Origin of the sequence: Paenibacillus rhizovicinus, assembly GCF_010365285.1 — a bacterium.
In the GTDB taxonomy this organism is placed as follows: Bacteria; Bacillota; Bacilli; order Paenibacillales; family Paenibacillaceae; genus Paenibacillus_Z; species Paenibacillus_Z rhizovicinus.
On record NZ_CP048286.1, the window covers coordinates 2,739,249 to 2,756,372 of the forward strand.

A 17,124-nucleotide genomic window follows, 5' to 3' on the forward strand; every position below is an offset into this window, starting at 1 on the left:
CCTCTTCACCTTCTATCCCAGCTTCTGAAACCTTAGGTAACGTTAATGGAATTGATAATGAACGAGAGATCTCTTGTGTCCTTACCAATGCCTGCTTTTGCAGGGTTTACTGCACTATTCGCCTGTAATGTCAGTTGAACAGATGTCGACTCCCCTATAACTTTTTTGATCTGTTCCTTATCTATATGGAAGGAAAGCTCACCATCTTCAACAAAAGCTTGACTTGCGATGATTTTATCATTTATTACAATATCAACTTTCAGTTCTTTAAACTGACTATTTGATTTCTTGTAAAGACTGACTGGTACAGAACCTTTAATGTCAATACTCGAATTTGGTGTTACTTCCAACTGAATTTTCGACACCTGACCTACCCACGCATACTTACTCCCGCTATCTCCTTCAATTTGGTAAGATCCTTTCAAAACACTGGTACTGCCCTCTAAAGTCTCATCCCACTTAGCGTTCGCATCAAACCCGTTTAACTTCTTTTGCTGCTTGCCAGAGTTACTATTCAAATTGCGAAATGCCGTCAAAGCTGACCCTTGGTTTCCTTCAAAGTCATACACATTTCCCTCTTGAATGAAACTATACAGTTTGATGTCATCAATTTGCACTTCACCGTTTAGATCACTAAATGAAAGATTATAGTCTTTCAATTTATCGATAGGAATTTCCAATTCATAATTCTCAACTTCAGGTGTAACTTCTTTTACAACTACTTCATCTCCAATCTTGATACTTAATTTCGCAGGTTCCTTATCCGCCTTTGCAATAAACGATAATTTCACGTTCTGTCCGAACCCTGAATAAAAGTCTCTTTGTTTGGGAATTGATTGACCTACAGTGCCGCCTTCGCTCAGTAGAACACTGTAATCTTCATCCCCGTTCTTCACAACCTGCGCTTCTCCACTCACTAACCAGCCCTTGTCTTTAAGAGCGAACGACGGATTGTAGACAGTACTAGCTGCATAACTCCTATAATTCCAAATAGCATAACCGTTAGTGTATTTATTGAGCGCGGCGGCGGATTTCTCTACGAATGAGTTTAGTTCAGATAACTTGACTTTCGTATTATGATTAAAGGCAGGAGTATTATCCATATAGAGAAATTGGTCGATGAAAAACAAACGACCATCTAAATTTTGATTGATGGTTTTGAATAGATCTTGCTGACGTTTAAGTGCCTCTGCCGCCGAATCCTCATTCCCATTATTCTCAGCTCCCATAGCAGGAGAATAATAGCCTGCAGTGTATACTGCTCCTGGAAGCTTATATGTGTCCTTGTGTGAGTACCAGTAAATACTTCCATCCTTCATATCTATTGGATCTGAGTCAATGCGCGCTTCCATCGATAAAGTAGGGAAAACCCGCTGGGCAGGTACAAAAAATCTATTTACAATTTCAGAATCCATAAACTCATAAAACAAAGCAAAAGCTTCACTTTTACGTTCCGGAGTTGGAACTTGATCCCATGTACTAAATTCCGAATCATATTTCTCGGACACTTGACTAAGTGTGTATTTATTTTTCAAAAACGTTTGAAACCCTATCTCTTTTGAAAATTCAAGCCGAGCTGCAGGATCGGTTGTGTTCGACGCCTCATCAACCACACCCCAAAAATCCTCCCATGTGATAAAGCCCATTGTCACGTTCGGATAATCCTTTATTTGAGTATATATCTCCTTGATATAATCCAGCCACGCATTATAAACGGTAGGATCGGTGTATAATTTTCTCACACGATCGACATGGGACATTTCAACATCCGGACTATAATCCCATGCATAACCCACTCTTAGAATCACTTTCAAGCCTTTCTCGTCAGCCTTCTCTATAAGCATTTTTAGTCTTCCAAAGAGATCTTGGTTATAGCTAACAGGGGATATATGAGGTTGTGCTTCTCCCCATGGAATAACCAAAATAATTGTATTGAACCCGTCGTTTTTAATTTTCGAAAAATCATTACCAGCGCCTGATAAATCCGATGACCAAAAGTTTACTGGCCATTCATTACCAAAATAATGTACCCCTTTAATAAACTCTTTTGACACCTCTACTTGAGGCGAGGGGCTACTTATGTCGGATGGTTCACTCGTAGGGGCCCCTGAATTGGCTACAACATTTTGGCTTTGTGAATGATCAGAATCGTTCAATTCGTTTCTTATTATTAACGCTGAATATAATAGGACTACGCCAACGATAATTGCTAATCTCAAATATTTCTTTTTCACATTTCACCCCGAAAATCTTAGGTAATTTATTTATAGATCAATAATTTGCATTAAACTGTGTATGATCACATCAGCTAATGACGACTTATTATGATTATCATTTTGTTGATTAAGTAAGACGTTTTTATTTACGCCTGCTTTTTTTCCTGCTTGTATGTCCGATTCCTTGTCTCCGATTAATATCGAACTGTCGAGATTAATATCATATTCTCTCACAGCCTTCAACAACATCCCAGGATTCGGTTTACGATCAAAGCTATCTTGCTTATAAGAACCAATCCCATGTTCCGGATGATACGGACAGTAATAAACTTGTGTAATATGAATTCCTTTATCGGCCAGTTGCTGTATCATCCAATCATTCAGCCGATTAAAATCATCTTCTGTGTAATACCCTCTTCCTATCCCTGCCTGATTGGTAATTACGATGAGAAGATAACCTTGCTCTTGAAAATAACCCAGGACATCTAAAATGCCATCCATAAACTCAAAATCTTCTATCCGATAAACATAATTTTTTTCTACATTTATAACCCCATCACGGTCGAGGAACAGCGCCTTAAATTCACTCATAGAATAGCTCCTTCTCTGCTCGATGATAGTCGGCAGGAATGCCTATATCTATAAAGTAACCCTCGCTCTTGTAAGCGAGAAATCGCTTGTTGCCGTAATACATCTGCATATACTCGGTTTCAAAAGAGAAGCGCTCAGGTATTGAGTCGTGCATCAGCTCGCTTCTATTCAGAATATATACACCGCCGTTAATGTATCCCTGATCCATAGCTTGTTTCTCTTTAAAGCCTTCGATCCGATTGTCATCGGCCAGCAACAGAGTTCCGTACCGGTCAAAGTCATACATCTGTTTCGCACCGATTGTTAATGCAGCTTGATTCTCCCTGTGGAAGGACAACATGGCCTGGAGATCAGCAATTTCGAAGAACGTGTCTCCATTCAAGATAGCCACTTGTTCAGACTTCACTTGAGACAGCCCTTTCTTTATGGCCCCTCCGGTACCAAGAGGCTCGTCTTCAACAGAGTAAAGCAAACTTAAAGTTTTATATACATCGCCATAATAAGCATGGATTACCTCATGTTTGTAACCTGTGCAAAGAACCGCACGACTTATACCGTTACTAATGAGATACTCGAATAAGTAGGTTAGAAAGGGGACTCCCCGAATAGGAGCCATCGGCTTAGGGACGTCAGCTACGACTTCTCTTAATCGTGTCCCGAATCCACCTGCTAGAATAATAGCTTCCATCGTTCTCCCCCCTGGATTTTTAGACACGCCAAGCCTCTGCACCATTCTTGGTGAAATGGAAATTCATTGTACTTCCATCTTGCTTGTTCAACTGTTCGATTACACGAAGTCTCCGCACAGGATCGACCATGAACATCATAAACCCGCCGCCGCCAGCTCCGGATACCTTGCCAGAGTAAGCCCCAGCTTCGATCGCTATATCGTAAATTTGATCAATGTGAGAATTTGTTATGGATGTTGCCATTCGCTTCTTTGCTTCCCACGACTTACCGAGGTATTGTGCGAAGGTTAAGACATCGCCCTTGAGCACAGCCTCCTTCATCAACAGCGCATCCGCTTTCAGCTCATGCATGGCCTCAATCGATTTAGCGTCTTTCTGCTCAGCACTTTTCACCTGTTCGTCTATGATCTTCGCAGATTCCCGAGATGCCCCTGTGTAATATAGAACAATGGAATGTTCAAGCTCATTCACGATCCATTGTTTTACACGTAGTGGATTTACAATAACTCTCTCTTGATCGTAAAACTCAATAAAGTTAACTCCACCAAATGTAGCAGCATATTGATCTTGGCGACCACCGCTTAATCCTACATCAACACGCTCGATATGATAGGCCAGTTGGGCCATGTCATACTCCCCGAGCGGAAGATTCAACCATTCGCAATAGGCTTGCAGAATAGCCACCACCATTGTCGAGGAGGAGCCCAATCCAGATCCAGCCGGCGCATCAGAGTACGTTGTCATTTTAAAGGAGAGCGGCTGGCCTCCATTGTATTCTTTCACGATGCAATTGTAGACACCTTTATGCAAGCTCAAATGGCCATCCAATTCTAGCGTCGATAAAGACTCGCTTTCATAGTACTCACCCCGATCAGCTGCGTAGAAAGACAGCTTCTCATCGTTCGTAACTTCAATGGTGCAATAGGCGTACATGTCAATCGTCGCATTAAGTACATAACCGCCATACTCATTGCAATAAGGTGATACATCTGTTCCACCGCCACCAAGACCTAATCGCAGCGGAGCTTTAGCTCGTATAATCATGAAGTTACCTCCTGGCGATCTACTGATAAATCTTCTTGAATAGCCTCCATAACACTGGCTTTCGTAAAATATTGCTGCACGTATTGAATAGATTTGCTCGACAAACGCTCAAGCAGACCGAAGTTATCATAAGCTTCAATCACGCGCTTAGCGAATTCAACCGAACCATTGACTTCAATTAAGCATCCTTCAACTTCCTTTAATCCCTCTGAACCTGTAGGAGTCGTCACAATTGGACAACCGTTGAACATCGCTTCAACCACTTTCCCCTTTACCCCTGCACCATAACGTAATGGTACGATAACGATACGGCAACGCCTGTAATACTCCGCTAATTGTTCGTCTGTAACGTAGCCGGCGATAGAAATTGAAGGAGACTGCAATTGTTTAATTTCATCTGGCGGATTAGATCCAACGACATGCAGCTTAATCTCAGGGTTCTCTTCTACTATTGTTGGCAGAACTTCTTTTGTGAACCAAAGGACTGCATCCACATTAGGCTTATGACCAAACCCGCCAACGAATAGCAAATCTTTCTTCAGGCCAAAATCAACTTTATCCATTTTTTTCGTAGAGTCATAGATATACGCAGGAATCGCCCTTGCTCTTACTTTCGGGAAAAGTTGCTTAATTTCATCGATTTCAACCTGTGAAGGATAATACGAGATGTCCGACTTATTAAATAACTCAGATTCGAGTGTCTTCCACTCTTCCGCAGAACGCAGCAATGCAGAATTCCCTGTCAATTCATACTCTCTCATCTCACGCAAAAAGTGCAAATCATGGCCATAGTAAATTACCTTCGATTTTGTATACTTTCTGACCTTGTCTATATATTTAATTGAAATATGTGGTCTATTAAGATATGTCACATCGATGTACGAACCATTCCATTCCAACCATTGGTCTATATTTCTCGCATGCCAATTTCCATATAGCACTTCGATCCCCATCTGTTGAAGCATTGAGGTGTATGGCTCTTGGCGATAGAAATTATCGCCGAGGAATACGATGTTGAAGTCCATGTTACAAAATAGTTGAAGGTACTGGAATACAGTTCGACTTCCTGCATCTTTGTCCATATTAGGTACATAATGATCGATGAAGAGCATCGTCTTGCGCCCTTTACTACGATCTCTAGCGTGGAAAACATGTTGGGCGTTCTCTAATTGTTGCTGAAGCTCGACCTTCCATTTATCCACAAACTTCTTCTTATTCTCGACCTGATAGCTCTTAATCCCGCTGCCTACATCCGTACCATGCGAGATACCTTCAAAGTGCACGACAACCGACTGAGGTTGATACATTACTTTGTATCCATGTTTACGCACCTCAAAAGCAAGGTCCGAATCTTCAAAGTAAGCCGGAACATATCGCTCGTCGAAGCCCCCGATTCGCCGCCACAACTCCGCACGAATCATGATAGCCGCACCAGAGATATAATCAACCTCTTTCACGTAGTTAAATTGCGGCAACTCCGGATCATCGAGACGTCCAAAATTCCAACCTGAAGCATCATTCCAGATGATGCCGCCCGCTTCCTGCAATCGGCCATCTGGATAAACCAGCTTAGAGCCTACCATTCCAATTGACTCGTCTCGACCGATTAGATCGATCAATGTGCTTAACCAGTTTGCCTGGACATTAGTGTCGTTATTCAGGAAGAAAATGTACCTGCCGGTTGCATATTCCGCTGCATTATTGCAATTCAACAGAAACCCACGATTCGTACCGTCGCGAACAACTTTGATGTTCTGAACCACTGCGCCAATATTAACCGTATCGTCGGTCGACATATCATCCGCAACAATAACCTCATACTCGATTCCGTCAGTGTGTCGCAGAATAGAAGCAAGACAAGCATACGTATAATGCCACTGGTTATATACAGGAATAATAATTGAGACAATTGGCTTTGTGCTCGTAGGGAAAATAAGCGGTGAAATGTTCACGTCCTGCCGGAACACTTCGATTGGTTGAACAGGTGCCGGTGACTGTCTCTCCAAGTAATTCTCTACTCGATTCTCTAACAGTCCCGTTCTTTCCGTACGCAGATGATGCACGAACTTTTTTATGTTCGATTTATTTAGATTGCGTATAACCTTTCGGGGTTGACTCAATAATCTCAGGAACAGTCTACGCTTGCTATTCATCGGCAACAGAGCATCACGCATCTTGTAGTAACTCGTCAATGTTCTCCAACCGTTAGATTCAAAAATATTGTTTAATCTACGTTCCTGCTGCAAGAGAAGCTCAATATGTCCGTTCAAATTATTAATTTGCGTTTGCCTCAGAATGAGTTGCTCATCTGTCTGTTGAGTTGCCCCATGAATGGATTCATCTTTGCTCCGAATCGCTTCTTCTTTACTCTGTATAAGTTCTTCTTGTTGCTGAATCGTGAGCTGATAACTCTGAATCGCTTCTTCTTTATTCTGTATAAGTTCTTCCTGCTGTTGAGTCGCAACTCGATAGTGTTGTATCGTTTCTTCTTTACTCTGTATAAGGTCTTCCTGCTGCTGAAGCTTATCTTGATAGTCCTGAATCGTTTCTTCTTTACTCTGTATAAGCTCTTCCTGCTGCTGAATCGTGTTCTGATGACTCTGAATAACACCTTCCATTTGAGCCCGTTCCTGAATACTCTGTTGAATCAGCTGTCGACCTTCTTCTATCTCTTGATCCAATTTTCCAAGATGAATATTTCTTTCTTCAACCTCATCTTGAAGAGACAACACTCTGCTTACGAGCTTGTGATACTGCACCTCTTGATTGGTCATGAGCGAATGAAGCTTAACGCCCTCTACAGATCGAGCCGAGCAGACAGCAACAATATACATGCCTTCATTCAGAACAGAACTATCGACATCTAATGAGCGATAGTTGGCAGCACCTTCTCCTGATCCAATGACAGATACAATCTCATTTTTTTGATAAAAAAACTTCACATGACTAAAATACTTTTTGAGAAACACAAAAAATTCATGTTTGTAGAACTCTCTAACATGAAATGGGTTGTGATGTGCAGGAACATCCGTATACCAGTGCTTATCTGGTGTGGAAATTACCAGCAGACCATCATCCTTAAGCACTCGCTTAATTTCGTGTAGAAACTTATGCTGTGCTGTTTCATCAATATGCTCGATTGTTTCGAACGATACTACGACATCAATCGATTGTCCGCCTATTCCTTCCAGTTCTTCCACCGAGCCCTGCCTGAATTCCAAGTTACTTGCCGAATAGGTCAGTTCAGCGTTTGTAATCGCTTCAATACTAATGTCGATTCCGTATACATGGGTTGCGCGCTGCGCCAGGATCCGCGCTCCGTAGCCCTCACCACATGCAGCATCCAGCACGATCTTATCAAGCACGAGCGGCTCTACGGACAGATAACGTTGCCTATGTTCAACCTCTAATTGTTTATTCGTTGCATTCGGCATGAACCGCTCGCCGGTAAATTGCATTGCAATGCCACCTCATTGAATTTGATTGAACTCTACGTGATCAAGTACGAGCAGTCCTTGTAGAGCATTCTTTCGGTTCGATAACACTTGAAAAACAAAAGCATCATGTACCCAACTGTGCTGCGTATGTTCCTCCAATGTACCGGAAGCAATCGCAGGAGAAATTGTGTAAGTTCCTTTATTGAGATGCGGGAGATCAAAAGAAAAGCTATAGCTTGCCGTTTGCTCCACATCTAGCTCCGCAACCTCTGAATAGCTAGTCTCGCTATTGCATTCAGCAACAATATTACCCAGTCGATCCTTAATGCTAAGGCCAATAATAGGATTCTCGATCTGCTCATTCGCAGCAACTTTGATGATGACCCTCACAGCCTGAGCTGGATAGAACAATGCCGTTTTTTCATTCGTCACCGCGTCCAACATCGTTATCCCCGTAATACGAGCCTTGTTATCTCCAAGCACATCAAGATTCGCGGGAATAGCATCAATGTCATCCTGAGCAATAGCCGGCGTAGCTTCCTTGTTAGTAGTTGCTGCGATTGACGATTTTGTAATCCGAGAGCCCATCATGAAAGCTTGATATCGCTTGGCCAACTCCGAAGGAAGTCCGTCTTCCAGTAGCTCACCTTCGTTAATCCAGATTGCTCTATCGCAATAATTAGTAATCGTTGCCATATCATGCGAAACGAATAACACCGTCTTGCTCTGTTTCATTTCTTCGATCTTACGGAAGCACTTCTGTTGAAATCGCATGTCACCTACACTTAACGCCTCATCCACAATGAGAATATCGGGCTCTACGTTAATCGCAACAGCGAACGCTAGCCGCACGAACATTCCGCTCGAATAAATCTTCACAGGCTGATGAATGAAGTCCCCAATGTCAGCGAATGACAATATGTTGTCCAGCTTCTCATCCATCTGTGCTCTCGAGAAACCACTAATTGTGCCGTTCAGATATATATTTTCCAAGCCCGTGTATTCTGCATTAAATCCTGCTCCTAGCTCAAGCAAGGCAGATATCGAACCATTCACTTTCATATTACCGCTTGTTGGTGTCAATACTCCCGTAATCATCTTTAGTAACGTTGATTTGCCAGAACCATTCTTACCGATTATTCCTACAGTCTCATTTGGCGCAATCGAGAAGCTCACGTCTCGAATAGCATGAAAATCCTTATGAAACTTTCGTCCAAAGGGGAGAATCGCTTCTTTCAGACGATCCGTTGGCTTGTCATACAACTTATATATTTTCGATATATGATCTAACGAAATCGATGGCTGGGTACTCATATCAACATCCCCTTATAATACATCTGCGAAGTGCGGACGCAATTTCTTGAATACAATCGTACCCACTCCTAACAGAACAAATGTAGACAACCAGAAATTAAGAGTAAGCATTGGATGTTCCCAGAACCATACATGATATATGAACGTATCGCGGTAGCCCTCGACTAAGTAATAAGCGGGGTTCAATTTCATAATGAAATGAAATTTGTCTGGGACAGTGTCTAGAGAGTAAAAAATCGGAACTAACCAAAAACCAAATTGGATGAACATACCTACCAACTGTCCAATATCTTTAAGAAAAATGTTTAACGAAGAAGTGATCCAAGTGACACCGAGAGTAAACAATAAAATACATGGGAGATAATACAATATCTGCAGATAGTACAATGTCGGATTATACCCATAAATAAGAAACATCAAAATTAAAAACAATATAAAAAAGATATGTACAAACAACGCTGAGTATATCTTGACAATCGGGAGCACACTGACCCGAAACACGACTTTCTTTACAAGATAACTGTTTTCAATAATCGCATTTGTTCCATATGCTATACTATCTGATATGAAAAACCACGGAATCATTGCAGACGCAAGCCACAGAATAAAGGGGAAGTTATCTACTGGCATATTCTTAAAGCCTACCTGAAACACAAACCAGAAAATCAACACTTGAATCGTCGGTTGTATGAAACCCCAAACAACACCAAGAAATGATCCAAGATATCTCGTCTTGAAATCTTTCTTTGCAAGCTCCATAATGAAACGCTGGTTAGTCAAAAAATCCTTAATAAATCCGGTTACCATGGGCAATACTCCTTAAACCATTGTTCAGAACTTCCTAACATTATACCAGCTTCGACAAAATTAAACACTATTCTTAAGTCAAATACTTTTCATATGGAGAGAAATTATGTCTCTACTTATCTTTCCAGAACATGATAAATTTCAATGGTCGTCTATCACGCTCTTCCTTTGTATAGCATTGCTATACATTATTTGTTAGAATATTACCTACATACTTTAAGAGGAACGAGATCACTTAAACAAAGGAGCACTACAATTGAAAACGAAAGATTTGTCGAATTCAAAAAAAAAGATCGTTTCAGATATATCTCTTCTGGAATGGTTCATACTAGCCGCCGTAGTCCTATTCTTATTTATATTCCCGTTCCAAATCGCTCTCTTCAATGGTTTCTCATTTAGTTTTGAAGCTCCACTTCTCGAATCGTTTGTATATGCTTTCGTGCTCCTGCTTGTCATAGGGATCAGATTGTTGAAAACGTGGGAAATTACAGACTATCGGACATTACTTTCTGTACTTGTGTTCCTTCTTCCGATCATGTATTTCATTCCCTATTGGAACGCGGTTTCGGTACATAGTGCCAAGATTATGCTGCTTCTTGAATTTATGTTAGCTGTCTTCTTCTTAGTCGGTATGTATTTCGCAGAGAAAAACCTGCATGGCAAGATCATTGAGCTGACCTTACAACTTTCCGGGTACATGATTGTCATTTATGGATTAATGAATTTGTTCGGACAGGCTACTTCCCCCCAAGCTTTGTGGTTATCCAGTACAGGCTATCGACTCACTTCTGTTTTCCAGTACCCTAACTCATATGCGGCTTTATTAACTGCTCTATTCTTGGCAGGCGTTTTCTCAGCTGTAAATGCAACTAAATGGTACTGGAGAGCTTTGCATCTTTTCATGCTTGTCCCAATATGGATTTCATTCATGCTTACCTACTCCCGGGCAGCTCTCGTCTTTATTCCTATTCTCGTCCTAATCATTCTCCTTTTCCTTCGACCAGGAAAACAATTAAGATACTTAATATACATGCTCATAGCAATCGTTTCATCATTTGCAATCCTGGGTAAAATCACAATGGTATCCAACAGTATTTCCAGCATCCTACAACCTGCATCAGGCCACAATAATACGCTTTCCTTCTGGAACCATCTCCCGTTTGAAGGATGGGGGCTCCTAATTGGCGTATCTGTTCTCCTTACTGCAGTTAGCACTCTTATTCATTCTAAACTGTCGGATTGGCTTGATGACAAAACCACTAAACTTAATAATACGAAATGGTCACATGTTGCCATTCCTGCTCTCTTCGTAATCATTGGAGCGTTGGCTGCCGCACTTGTCCTTTCAAGCAGCAGCGTCAGGAGCTTGCTACCCGACAATATCGCATCCCGGCTTGATAGCATCAACTTGGAACAAAATAGCGTGCTTGAACGTGAAACTTTTTATAAAGATGCTATAAAAGCCGCTGCAGATTACCCTCTATTCGGCGCAGGAGGCGGAGCTTGGTCGGTAATATACGAGAAATATCAAAATAACCCATACACAAGCAGACAGGCGCACAGCTTCTTTTTGCAAACACTCGTTGAAACCGGCTGGCTAGGTCTTATCGTTCTAATCGCTTTTCTTGCAGCAGTCTACGCCCTATTCATACGGGCATACATTAAGAATCCTAGTCAACGAAGCAATCAATTTGTATTTTTCATCGTATCGCTATCTATTCTTGTTCACAGTTCGTTAGATTTCGACATGAGCTACGGCTATCTTGCCGTAATTGTTTTTCTCTGTTTGGGGGCGATGCTCGCTCCGGCGCAAGGGGAGTTGAAAATCCTTGTATTCGAGCGATATAAACATATGAAGTGGCGCTTCCTTTATCCCGTTTCAATTTCAATGCTAGCTATTATATTAATCATCTGGTCCTATCGCGAATATAGCGCAAATCTGAATTATCAGCATGCCGTAGATCTTGCAACTAACGAGAATAAGCCTTTAAGTGAACTGCTTCCATATATCGACCGAGCTATTAAAATAGCTCCGGATGATCCCGACTACACGTTAAGAAAAATGGATTGGATGCAGCAGGCATTTGATTCCACGCATGATGCCTCATATAGGCAGGAATATAATCGATTGCTAAATCAACTGCAACCTTTTGAACCCTATAATCGTTCATTAATGTTGTACACCTATCGTTACTTAAAAGACGAGGGACAATATGACAAAGTATTGCAAAAATTGGACGAGAGCGTTAAAGATTTCCCATGGGATATGAATTTTTACGAAGCGGCAATAATGGAATACTATTTAGCCGGTCAACGAGTGTTAACTACTGATTCTCAACAATCAAATAATGAATGGAACCGATCTTTGGGGCTGTATAATGAAGTGGTTCATCGGATGGAGCTCCTAAAGTCACTTCCAGCCGAACAATTGCAAGGCCGCGAATTCGATGTATCTCAACTGATGAGACAGGCGATTGGTCAAATTTATTTCTATAATAAAAACTATCAAGAAGCGATCAATCTCTTGAAAATCGATATTACCGGCGACATGAATGATCCAGGAATAAGAATAAACACACGCTATTATCTTGCATCATTGAACGCTATTGGACAAAGCGATGATGAATTATTCAAAAAATTAGTTAGTGCGGACCCAAATGAAGCAAATCTCCTGAATGATATAAATAAAAAAATTCAATAGATAGCTACATTCTCATATTTTTATGATAAATCTACTAATTTCCAATATAGGGGCTTTCTTTCCTAGCATGACTAGTATATAATGGGGATTCGACAGGTAATGTCTTATTTTGTCGCGAAAGGAGGTGAAATACAAAATGACGAAAGTTTTGTTAAACAAAACTGCTGGTCTTATTGCTTCCTTGATGATCGTTTCGATGCTTTTGCCAGTTCTTGCTTTTGCTTCCGCTGCGTTTCAAAACGTTAGCTATAACAACGGCACAGTAACTGGTACGGTGTATGTTGACGATGCTACTTACTCGCTGCTCAATGGAAACAATGTAGTTGTTCATGTTTATGGTGATGGCAACAAGTTCCTTGGAACTACAAATGCCGTCTACGGTACATATGGCAAATATACATTCTCCTTTGACGTAGCTTCTGCGACGTATGCCACGTACGCAACATACTCTACATACTTCCCGTACACGCTTAAATACTTCTATCCTGGTAACGCCGGCTCCGTTACGGATACAGTTTATGACCCTTCCTCCAACATTGGTGGTGGCGTATTCTTCCCAGGAACTGGAAGTATCGTTGACAGCAACGGTAATGTAGACGGTAATGCATTGAGCAATCTCTTTGCAAGCAATAAGAACGCTTCTATCACAACAACTTCGGATGTTGTTCTCTTGCCAGCTGATGCCCTGATCAAAGGTGAGTCCCTCACCATTGCTATGGCTGATGGCACTTCCTACACTCTGCCAATCGCTGCGTTGAAACTGGAAGAACTCGCTAAATCCCTAGGGGTTGAGCTGAAGGATCTAGTAATTCGCGTTGAAATGAAACAGCTGACTGGTGATGCGGCCGCTAAGGTCACTGACGCAGTTTATGCTGCAGGTGGTAAACAAGTAGCTCCTGCGATCGACTTCAAAGTTATTGCAGTTGCTGGAAGCAAACAACAAGAGATCACGACATTCGGCCAGTACGTAACACGTACAATCGGTCTGAACGAAGTTGCTGCTGATACGACAGGTCTTGTAGGCGTTTTGTTCAATCCAGTAACAGGTGAGTTGTCCTTCGTGCCAACTACATTTGCTTCCACGGATGATCAAACAATTGCATCCCTGCAACGTAACGGCAACAGCATCTACACTGTAGTCCAAGCGAAAGCTGTGTCCTTCGCGGATCTGGCTGGAAACTGGGCACAGAAAGATGTTGAAGCTCTCGCAAGTAAGTTGATCGTTAAAGGTACGTCCGCTACTAAGTTCGAACCTAAACGCAACATTACGCGCGCTGAGTTTGCAGCTTTGGTTGTTCGTGCACTGGGTCTTGAAGTATCCGGTTCGACTTCTAAATTCAAAGACGTCGCTTCCGACAAGTGGTACGCTGCTACAATCGCTACGGCGGTTAACGCAGGTCTGATCACGGGTTATGAAGATGGTACTTTCAAACCAAACGCGAACATCACTCGTAAGGAACTGGCTGCTATCGTAACTCGCGCTATCAAATTCGCGGGTAAAGATGTCACGCTGACGGACGCGCAATTATCCGCAGCACTGGCAAGCTTTAAAGATGCTGCTAGCCTGGGCTGGGCTAAGGACGAAGTTGCAGTTGCTGTAAGCGAAGGTATCGTTAAAGGTCAAACTGCTACTATGGTAGTAGGCGACGCTAACGCTAACCGCGCTGAAGCGGCTACGATGATCGCTCGTTTCCTCGGCGATGTTGGTTTCGTTAAATAATCTCGTATTATGACATGATCCAACTTCAGGAAAGCCTCCACTTCGGTGGAGGCTTTTTTCGTCGTTATTGTTTAAGCGCTTACAAGATTCAAGGAAGCAAGAGGAAGCCTTGCTCCTCCTTTCCGTCTCACATGTCTATTTCTTTATTTCTTCGCTATAAGCCGCGAGCGCCGCCCGCCAATGACGGAGATCTTTCAGTCCCCTGCGCTGAATTTCGCCATGCTGCAGCACGGAATAGGCCGGTCGCCGGGCAGGCCTCGGGAATTCCGCCGTCGTGCAGGGCACCAGCTTCACGCCTTTCACGCCGCTCTCTTCCAGAATGGCCTGCGCGAACTGGTACCAGGAGCATACTCCGCTGCCAGTCGCGTGGTAAATGCCGTATTCGTTCGTCTGAACGAGTTGAATGAGGAATTCGGCCAAATCCAGCGTATACGTCGGCGAGCCGATCTGATCCATGACGACCTGAATCTCGTCGCGGGTCCGCGCGAGATCGCCTATCGTCTGGACGAAATTGCGGCCGTACTTGCCGTACACCCAGGATGTCCGGACGATGAATACCTTCCCGCCTGCCGCCAGAACCTCTTGCTCTCCGGCAAGCTTGGATTTACCGTATACGGTACGCGGTTTCGTCTCGTCGCTCTCCTTGTACGGCAGGGAGGCCGTCCCTTCGAATACGTAATCGGTGCTGACGCAGACCAGCTTCGCGCCGTATTCCCGAGCCGCAAGCGCAATATTACGCGAGCCTTCCGCGTTGATACGGAATGCGGCGTCCGGCTCTGACTCCGCCTTATCGACGGACGTATAAGCCGCGCAGTGAATGACGGCGTCCGCCTGATACCGCTTAACGGCCTCGCGGCAGCTTTGCAAACTCGTCACGTCCAGCCCGCCGCGGCCGAAGCCGAGGATCTGAATCCCCTGCTCCCCCAGCCCCGGCAGATTGACGAGCTCCCGGCCGAGCTGGCCGTCCGCCCCCGTTACAATGATGCGCATCGGTTTCGTTGTCATGATTCGTCCAGCTCCTTGTTGTCGGCTGCGGCAGCATCGTTCATGCTCCGGTAGACCCCCGTGGTGATACGATTCATCCATTCCGCGTTCCCTACGTACCATTCGATCGTTGCTTGAATGCCCCGCTCATACGGAAACTCCGGCTTCCAGCCCAATTCCGCGCGGATTTTGTCCGCGTCGATCGCGTACCTGCGGTCATGGCCAAGACGATCGGGCACATGCGCAATCAGCGATGCCGGCTTGCCGAGCGCCTCCAGAATGGTCGCCACGACCTGCGCATTCGTCCGCTCGTTCCGGCCGCCGATGTTGTAGACTTCTCCCGCAACCCCGCGGTGCAGCACGAGATCGACCGCGCTGCAGTGATCCTCCACATAGAGCCAGTCGCGCACGTTCAGGCCGTCGCCATATAGAGGAAGAGGCAAATCCTGAAGCGCCCGCGAAATCATCAATGGAATGAGCTTCTCCGGAAACTGGTACGGCCCGTAATTGTTGGAGCAGCGGGTGATATTGACATCCATGCCGTAGGTTTCGTGATACGCCCGCACGAGCAGATCCGCAGCGGCCTTGCTGGCGGAATAGGGACTGTTCGGCGCCAGCGGCGTCGACTCGGCGAAGAGACCGGAATCGCCCAGCGTGCCGTACACTTCGTCTGTCGAAATTTGAATGAATTTTCGAACGCCGTACGTTCTCGCCAGGTCGAGCAGCGTATGCGCGCCGACGACGTTGGTCGTCACGAAAATATCCGGCTGGGCGATGCTCCGGTCGACATGAGACTCGGCTGCGAAGTTTATGACGGCGTCCACCCCCGCTTGAAACAACGGCTCCATTGCGGCCCGGTCCCGGATATCCCCGCGAACGAACCTATAGCTCCCGCCCCCCTCGGATGGTTCAATCCCGTCCAGATTGGTTAAATTGCCTGCATACGTTAACGCGTCCACATTCAGGAGATCATAGGACGGATGTTTCTTGCGCATGTAATGCACGAAATTGCTTCCGATGAAGCCCGCTCCGCCCGTAATCAGAATTTTCACGCTGTCATCACCTCGAGTAATTAAAATTCATCTCTGCATCGCGGAGCAGCGGATGCTTGGCATCCTTCGCCGACAGCACCGATGGCGCAAGCGGCCAGGCGATGCCGATATCCGGATCGTCCCAGGCAATGCCGCGATCATGGGGCTGCGAGTAGTACGCATCGACTTTATAGAGCACTTCCGTATTGGCCGCAAGCGTAATGAAACCATGCGCGAAGCCTTGCGGGACAAGCAGCTGCTTCTTGTTGCCCGCCGACAGCTCGAATCCTTCCCATTGGCCGAACGTCGGCGATCCGCGGCGAATGTCGACCACGGCATCGAATATAGCTCCCGCGATAACCCTGACAAGCTTCGTTTGCGCATGGGGTTCCAATTGATAGTGCAAGCCGCGAAGCGTGCCGGGCAAGGCGGACAGCGAGTGATTATCCTGAAGGAACACTTGCGCGATTCCGTTCGCCAGCAATCGTTCACGGTTATAGCTCTCCATGAAGAAACCGCGCTCATCCTCATAGCAGCCGGGTTCGATCACTTTTACGCCGGGTAATCCCGTATTGCTCACATTCACATGG

12 protein-coding genes are annotated in these 17,124 nt (G+C 44.4%); 2 read left to right on the plus strand and 10 right to left on the minus strand.

Annotated elements, in window-relative coordinates; translation table 11 throughout:
- Positions 1-32 precede the first annotated feature (32 nt).
- The 7 genes from GZH47_RS12290 to GZH47_RS12320 are packed head-to-tail and all read right to left on the minus strand — an operon-like array spanning position 33 to position 10,098.
- Positions 33-2,234, minus strand: coding sequence for a cellulase family glycosylhydrolase (locus GZH47_RS12290; protein WP_162640352.1), 2,202 nt, complete (start codon positions 2,232-2,234; stop codon positions 33-35).
- Positions 2,235-2,264: 30 nt separating this feature from the next.
- A complete protein-coding gene (locus GZH47_RS12295; protein WP_225446461.1) occupies positions 2,265-2,807 on the minus strand; it encodes a D-glycero-alpha-D-manno-heptose-1,7-bisphosphate 7-phosphatase in 543 nt (180 codons plus the stop codon).
- On the minus strand, positions 2,800-3,495 hold the full coding sequence (locus GZH47_RS12300; RefSeq protein WP_162640353.1) for a nucleotidyltransferase family protein: 696 nt from the start codon (positions 3,493-3,495) through the stop codon (positions 2,800-2,802). The genes GZH47_RS12295 and GZH47_RS12300 overlap by 8 nt, the downstream gene beginning before the upstream one ends.
- Before the next feature lie 19 nt (positions 3,496-3,514).
- Complete coding sequence (locus tag GZH47_RS12305) at positions 3,515-4,540, minus strand: GHMP family kinase ATP-binding protein (RefSeq protein ID WP_162640354.1); 1,026 nt, start codon at positions 4,538-4,540, stop codon at positions 3,515-3,517.
- On the minus strand, positions 4,537-7,998 hold the full coding sequence (locus GZH47_RS12310) for a glycosyltransferase (RefSeq protein WP_162640355.1): 3,462 nt from the start codon (positions 7,996-7,998) through the stop codon (positions 4,537-4,539). Before GZH47_RS12310 ends, GZH47_RS12305 begins: the two co-directional genes overlap by 4 nt.
- A gap of 12 nt (positions 7,999-8,010) precedes the next feature.
- Entirely contained in the window at positions 8,011-9,291 is a 1,281-nt protein-coding gene (locus GZH47_RS12315) for an ABC transporter ATP-binding protein (RefSeq protein ID WP_162640356.1), read from the minus strand.
- Positions 9,292-9,303: 12 nt separating this feature from the next.
- A complete protein-coding gene (locus GZH47_RS12320; RefSeq protein ID WP_162640357.1) occupies positions 9,304-10,098 on the minus strand; it encodes an ABC transporter permease in 795 nt (264 codons plus the stop codon).
- Positions 10,099-10,354: 256 nt separating this feature from the next.
- Here GZH47_RS12320 and GZH47_RS12325 point away from each other — a divergent pair, with 256 nt between their 5' ends.
- Both GZH47_RS12325 and GZH47_RS12330 read left to right on the plus strand, forming a co-directional pair.
- Positions 10,355-12,799, plus strand: coding sequence for an O-antigen ligase family protein (locus GZH47_RS12325; protein ID WP_162640358.1), 2,445 nt, complete (start codon positions 10,355-10,357; stop codon positions 12,797-12,799).
- A 136-nt stretch (positions 12,800-12,935) separates the two neighbouring features.
- Positions 12,936-14,519 (plus strand): S-layer homology domain-containing protein, encoded by a 1,584-nt coding sequence (locus tag GZH47_RS12330; RefSeq protein ID WP_162640359.1) that lies wholly within the window; start codon positions 12,936-12,938, stop codon positions 14,517-14,519.
- A gap of 135 nt (positions 14,520-14,654) precedes the next feature.
- Here GZH47_RS12330 and rfbD read toward each other — a convergent pair whose 3' ends face one another.
- From rfbD to rfbC, 3 genes are read right to left on the minus strand one after another with little or no spacing between them, the layout of a single operon-like run.
- Positions 14,655-15,524 carry a dTDP-4-dehydrorhamnose reductase gene (gene rfbD / locus GZH47_RS12335; protein ID WP_225446462.1) on the minus strand — a complete coding sequence of 290 codons (870 nt, stop codon included), beginning with the start codon at positions 15,522-15,524 and terminating at the stop codon, positions 14,655-14,657.
- The gene (rfbB, locus tag GZH47_RS12340) at positions 15,521-16,555 is read right to left on the minus strand and encodes a dTDP-glucose 4,6-dehydratase (protein WP_162640360.1); all 1,035 of its coding nucleotides are present in this window, start codon (positions 16,553-16,555) and stop codon (positions 15,521-15,523) included. The genes rfbD and rfbB overlap by 4 nt, the downstream gene beginning before the upstream one ends.
- A gap of 7 nt (positions 16,556-16,562) precedes the next feature.
- Complete coding sequence (rfbC, locus tag GZH47_RS12345) at positions 16,563-17,120, minus strand: dTDP-4-dehydrorhamnose 3,5-epimerase (RefSeq protein ID WP_162640361.1); 558 nt, start codon at positions 17,118-17,120, stop codon at positions 16,563-16,565.
- Positions 17,121-17,124: the final 4 nt, after the last annotated feature.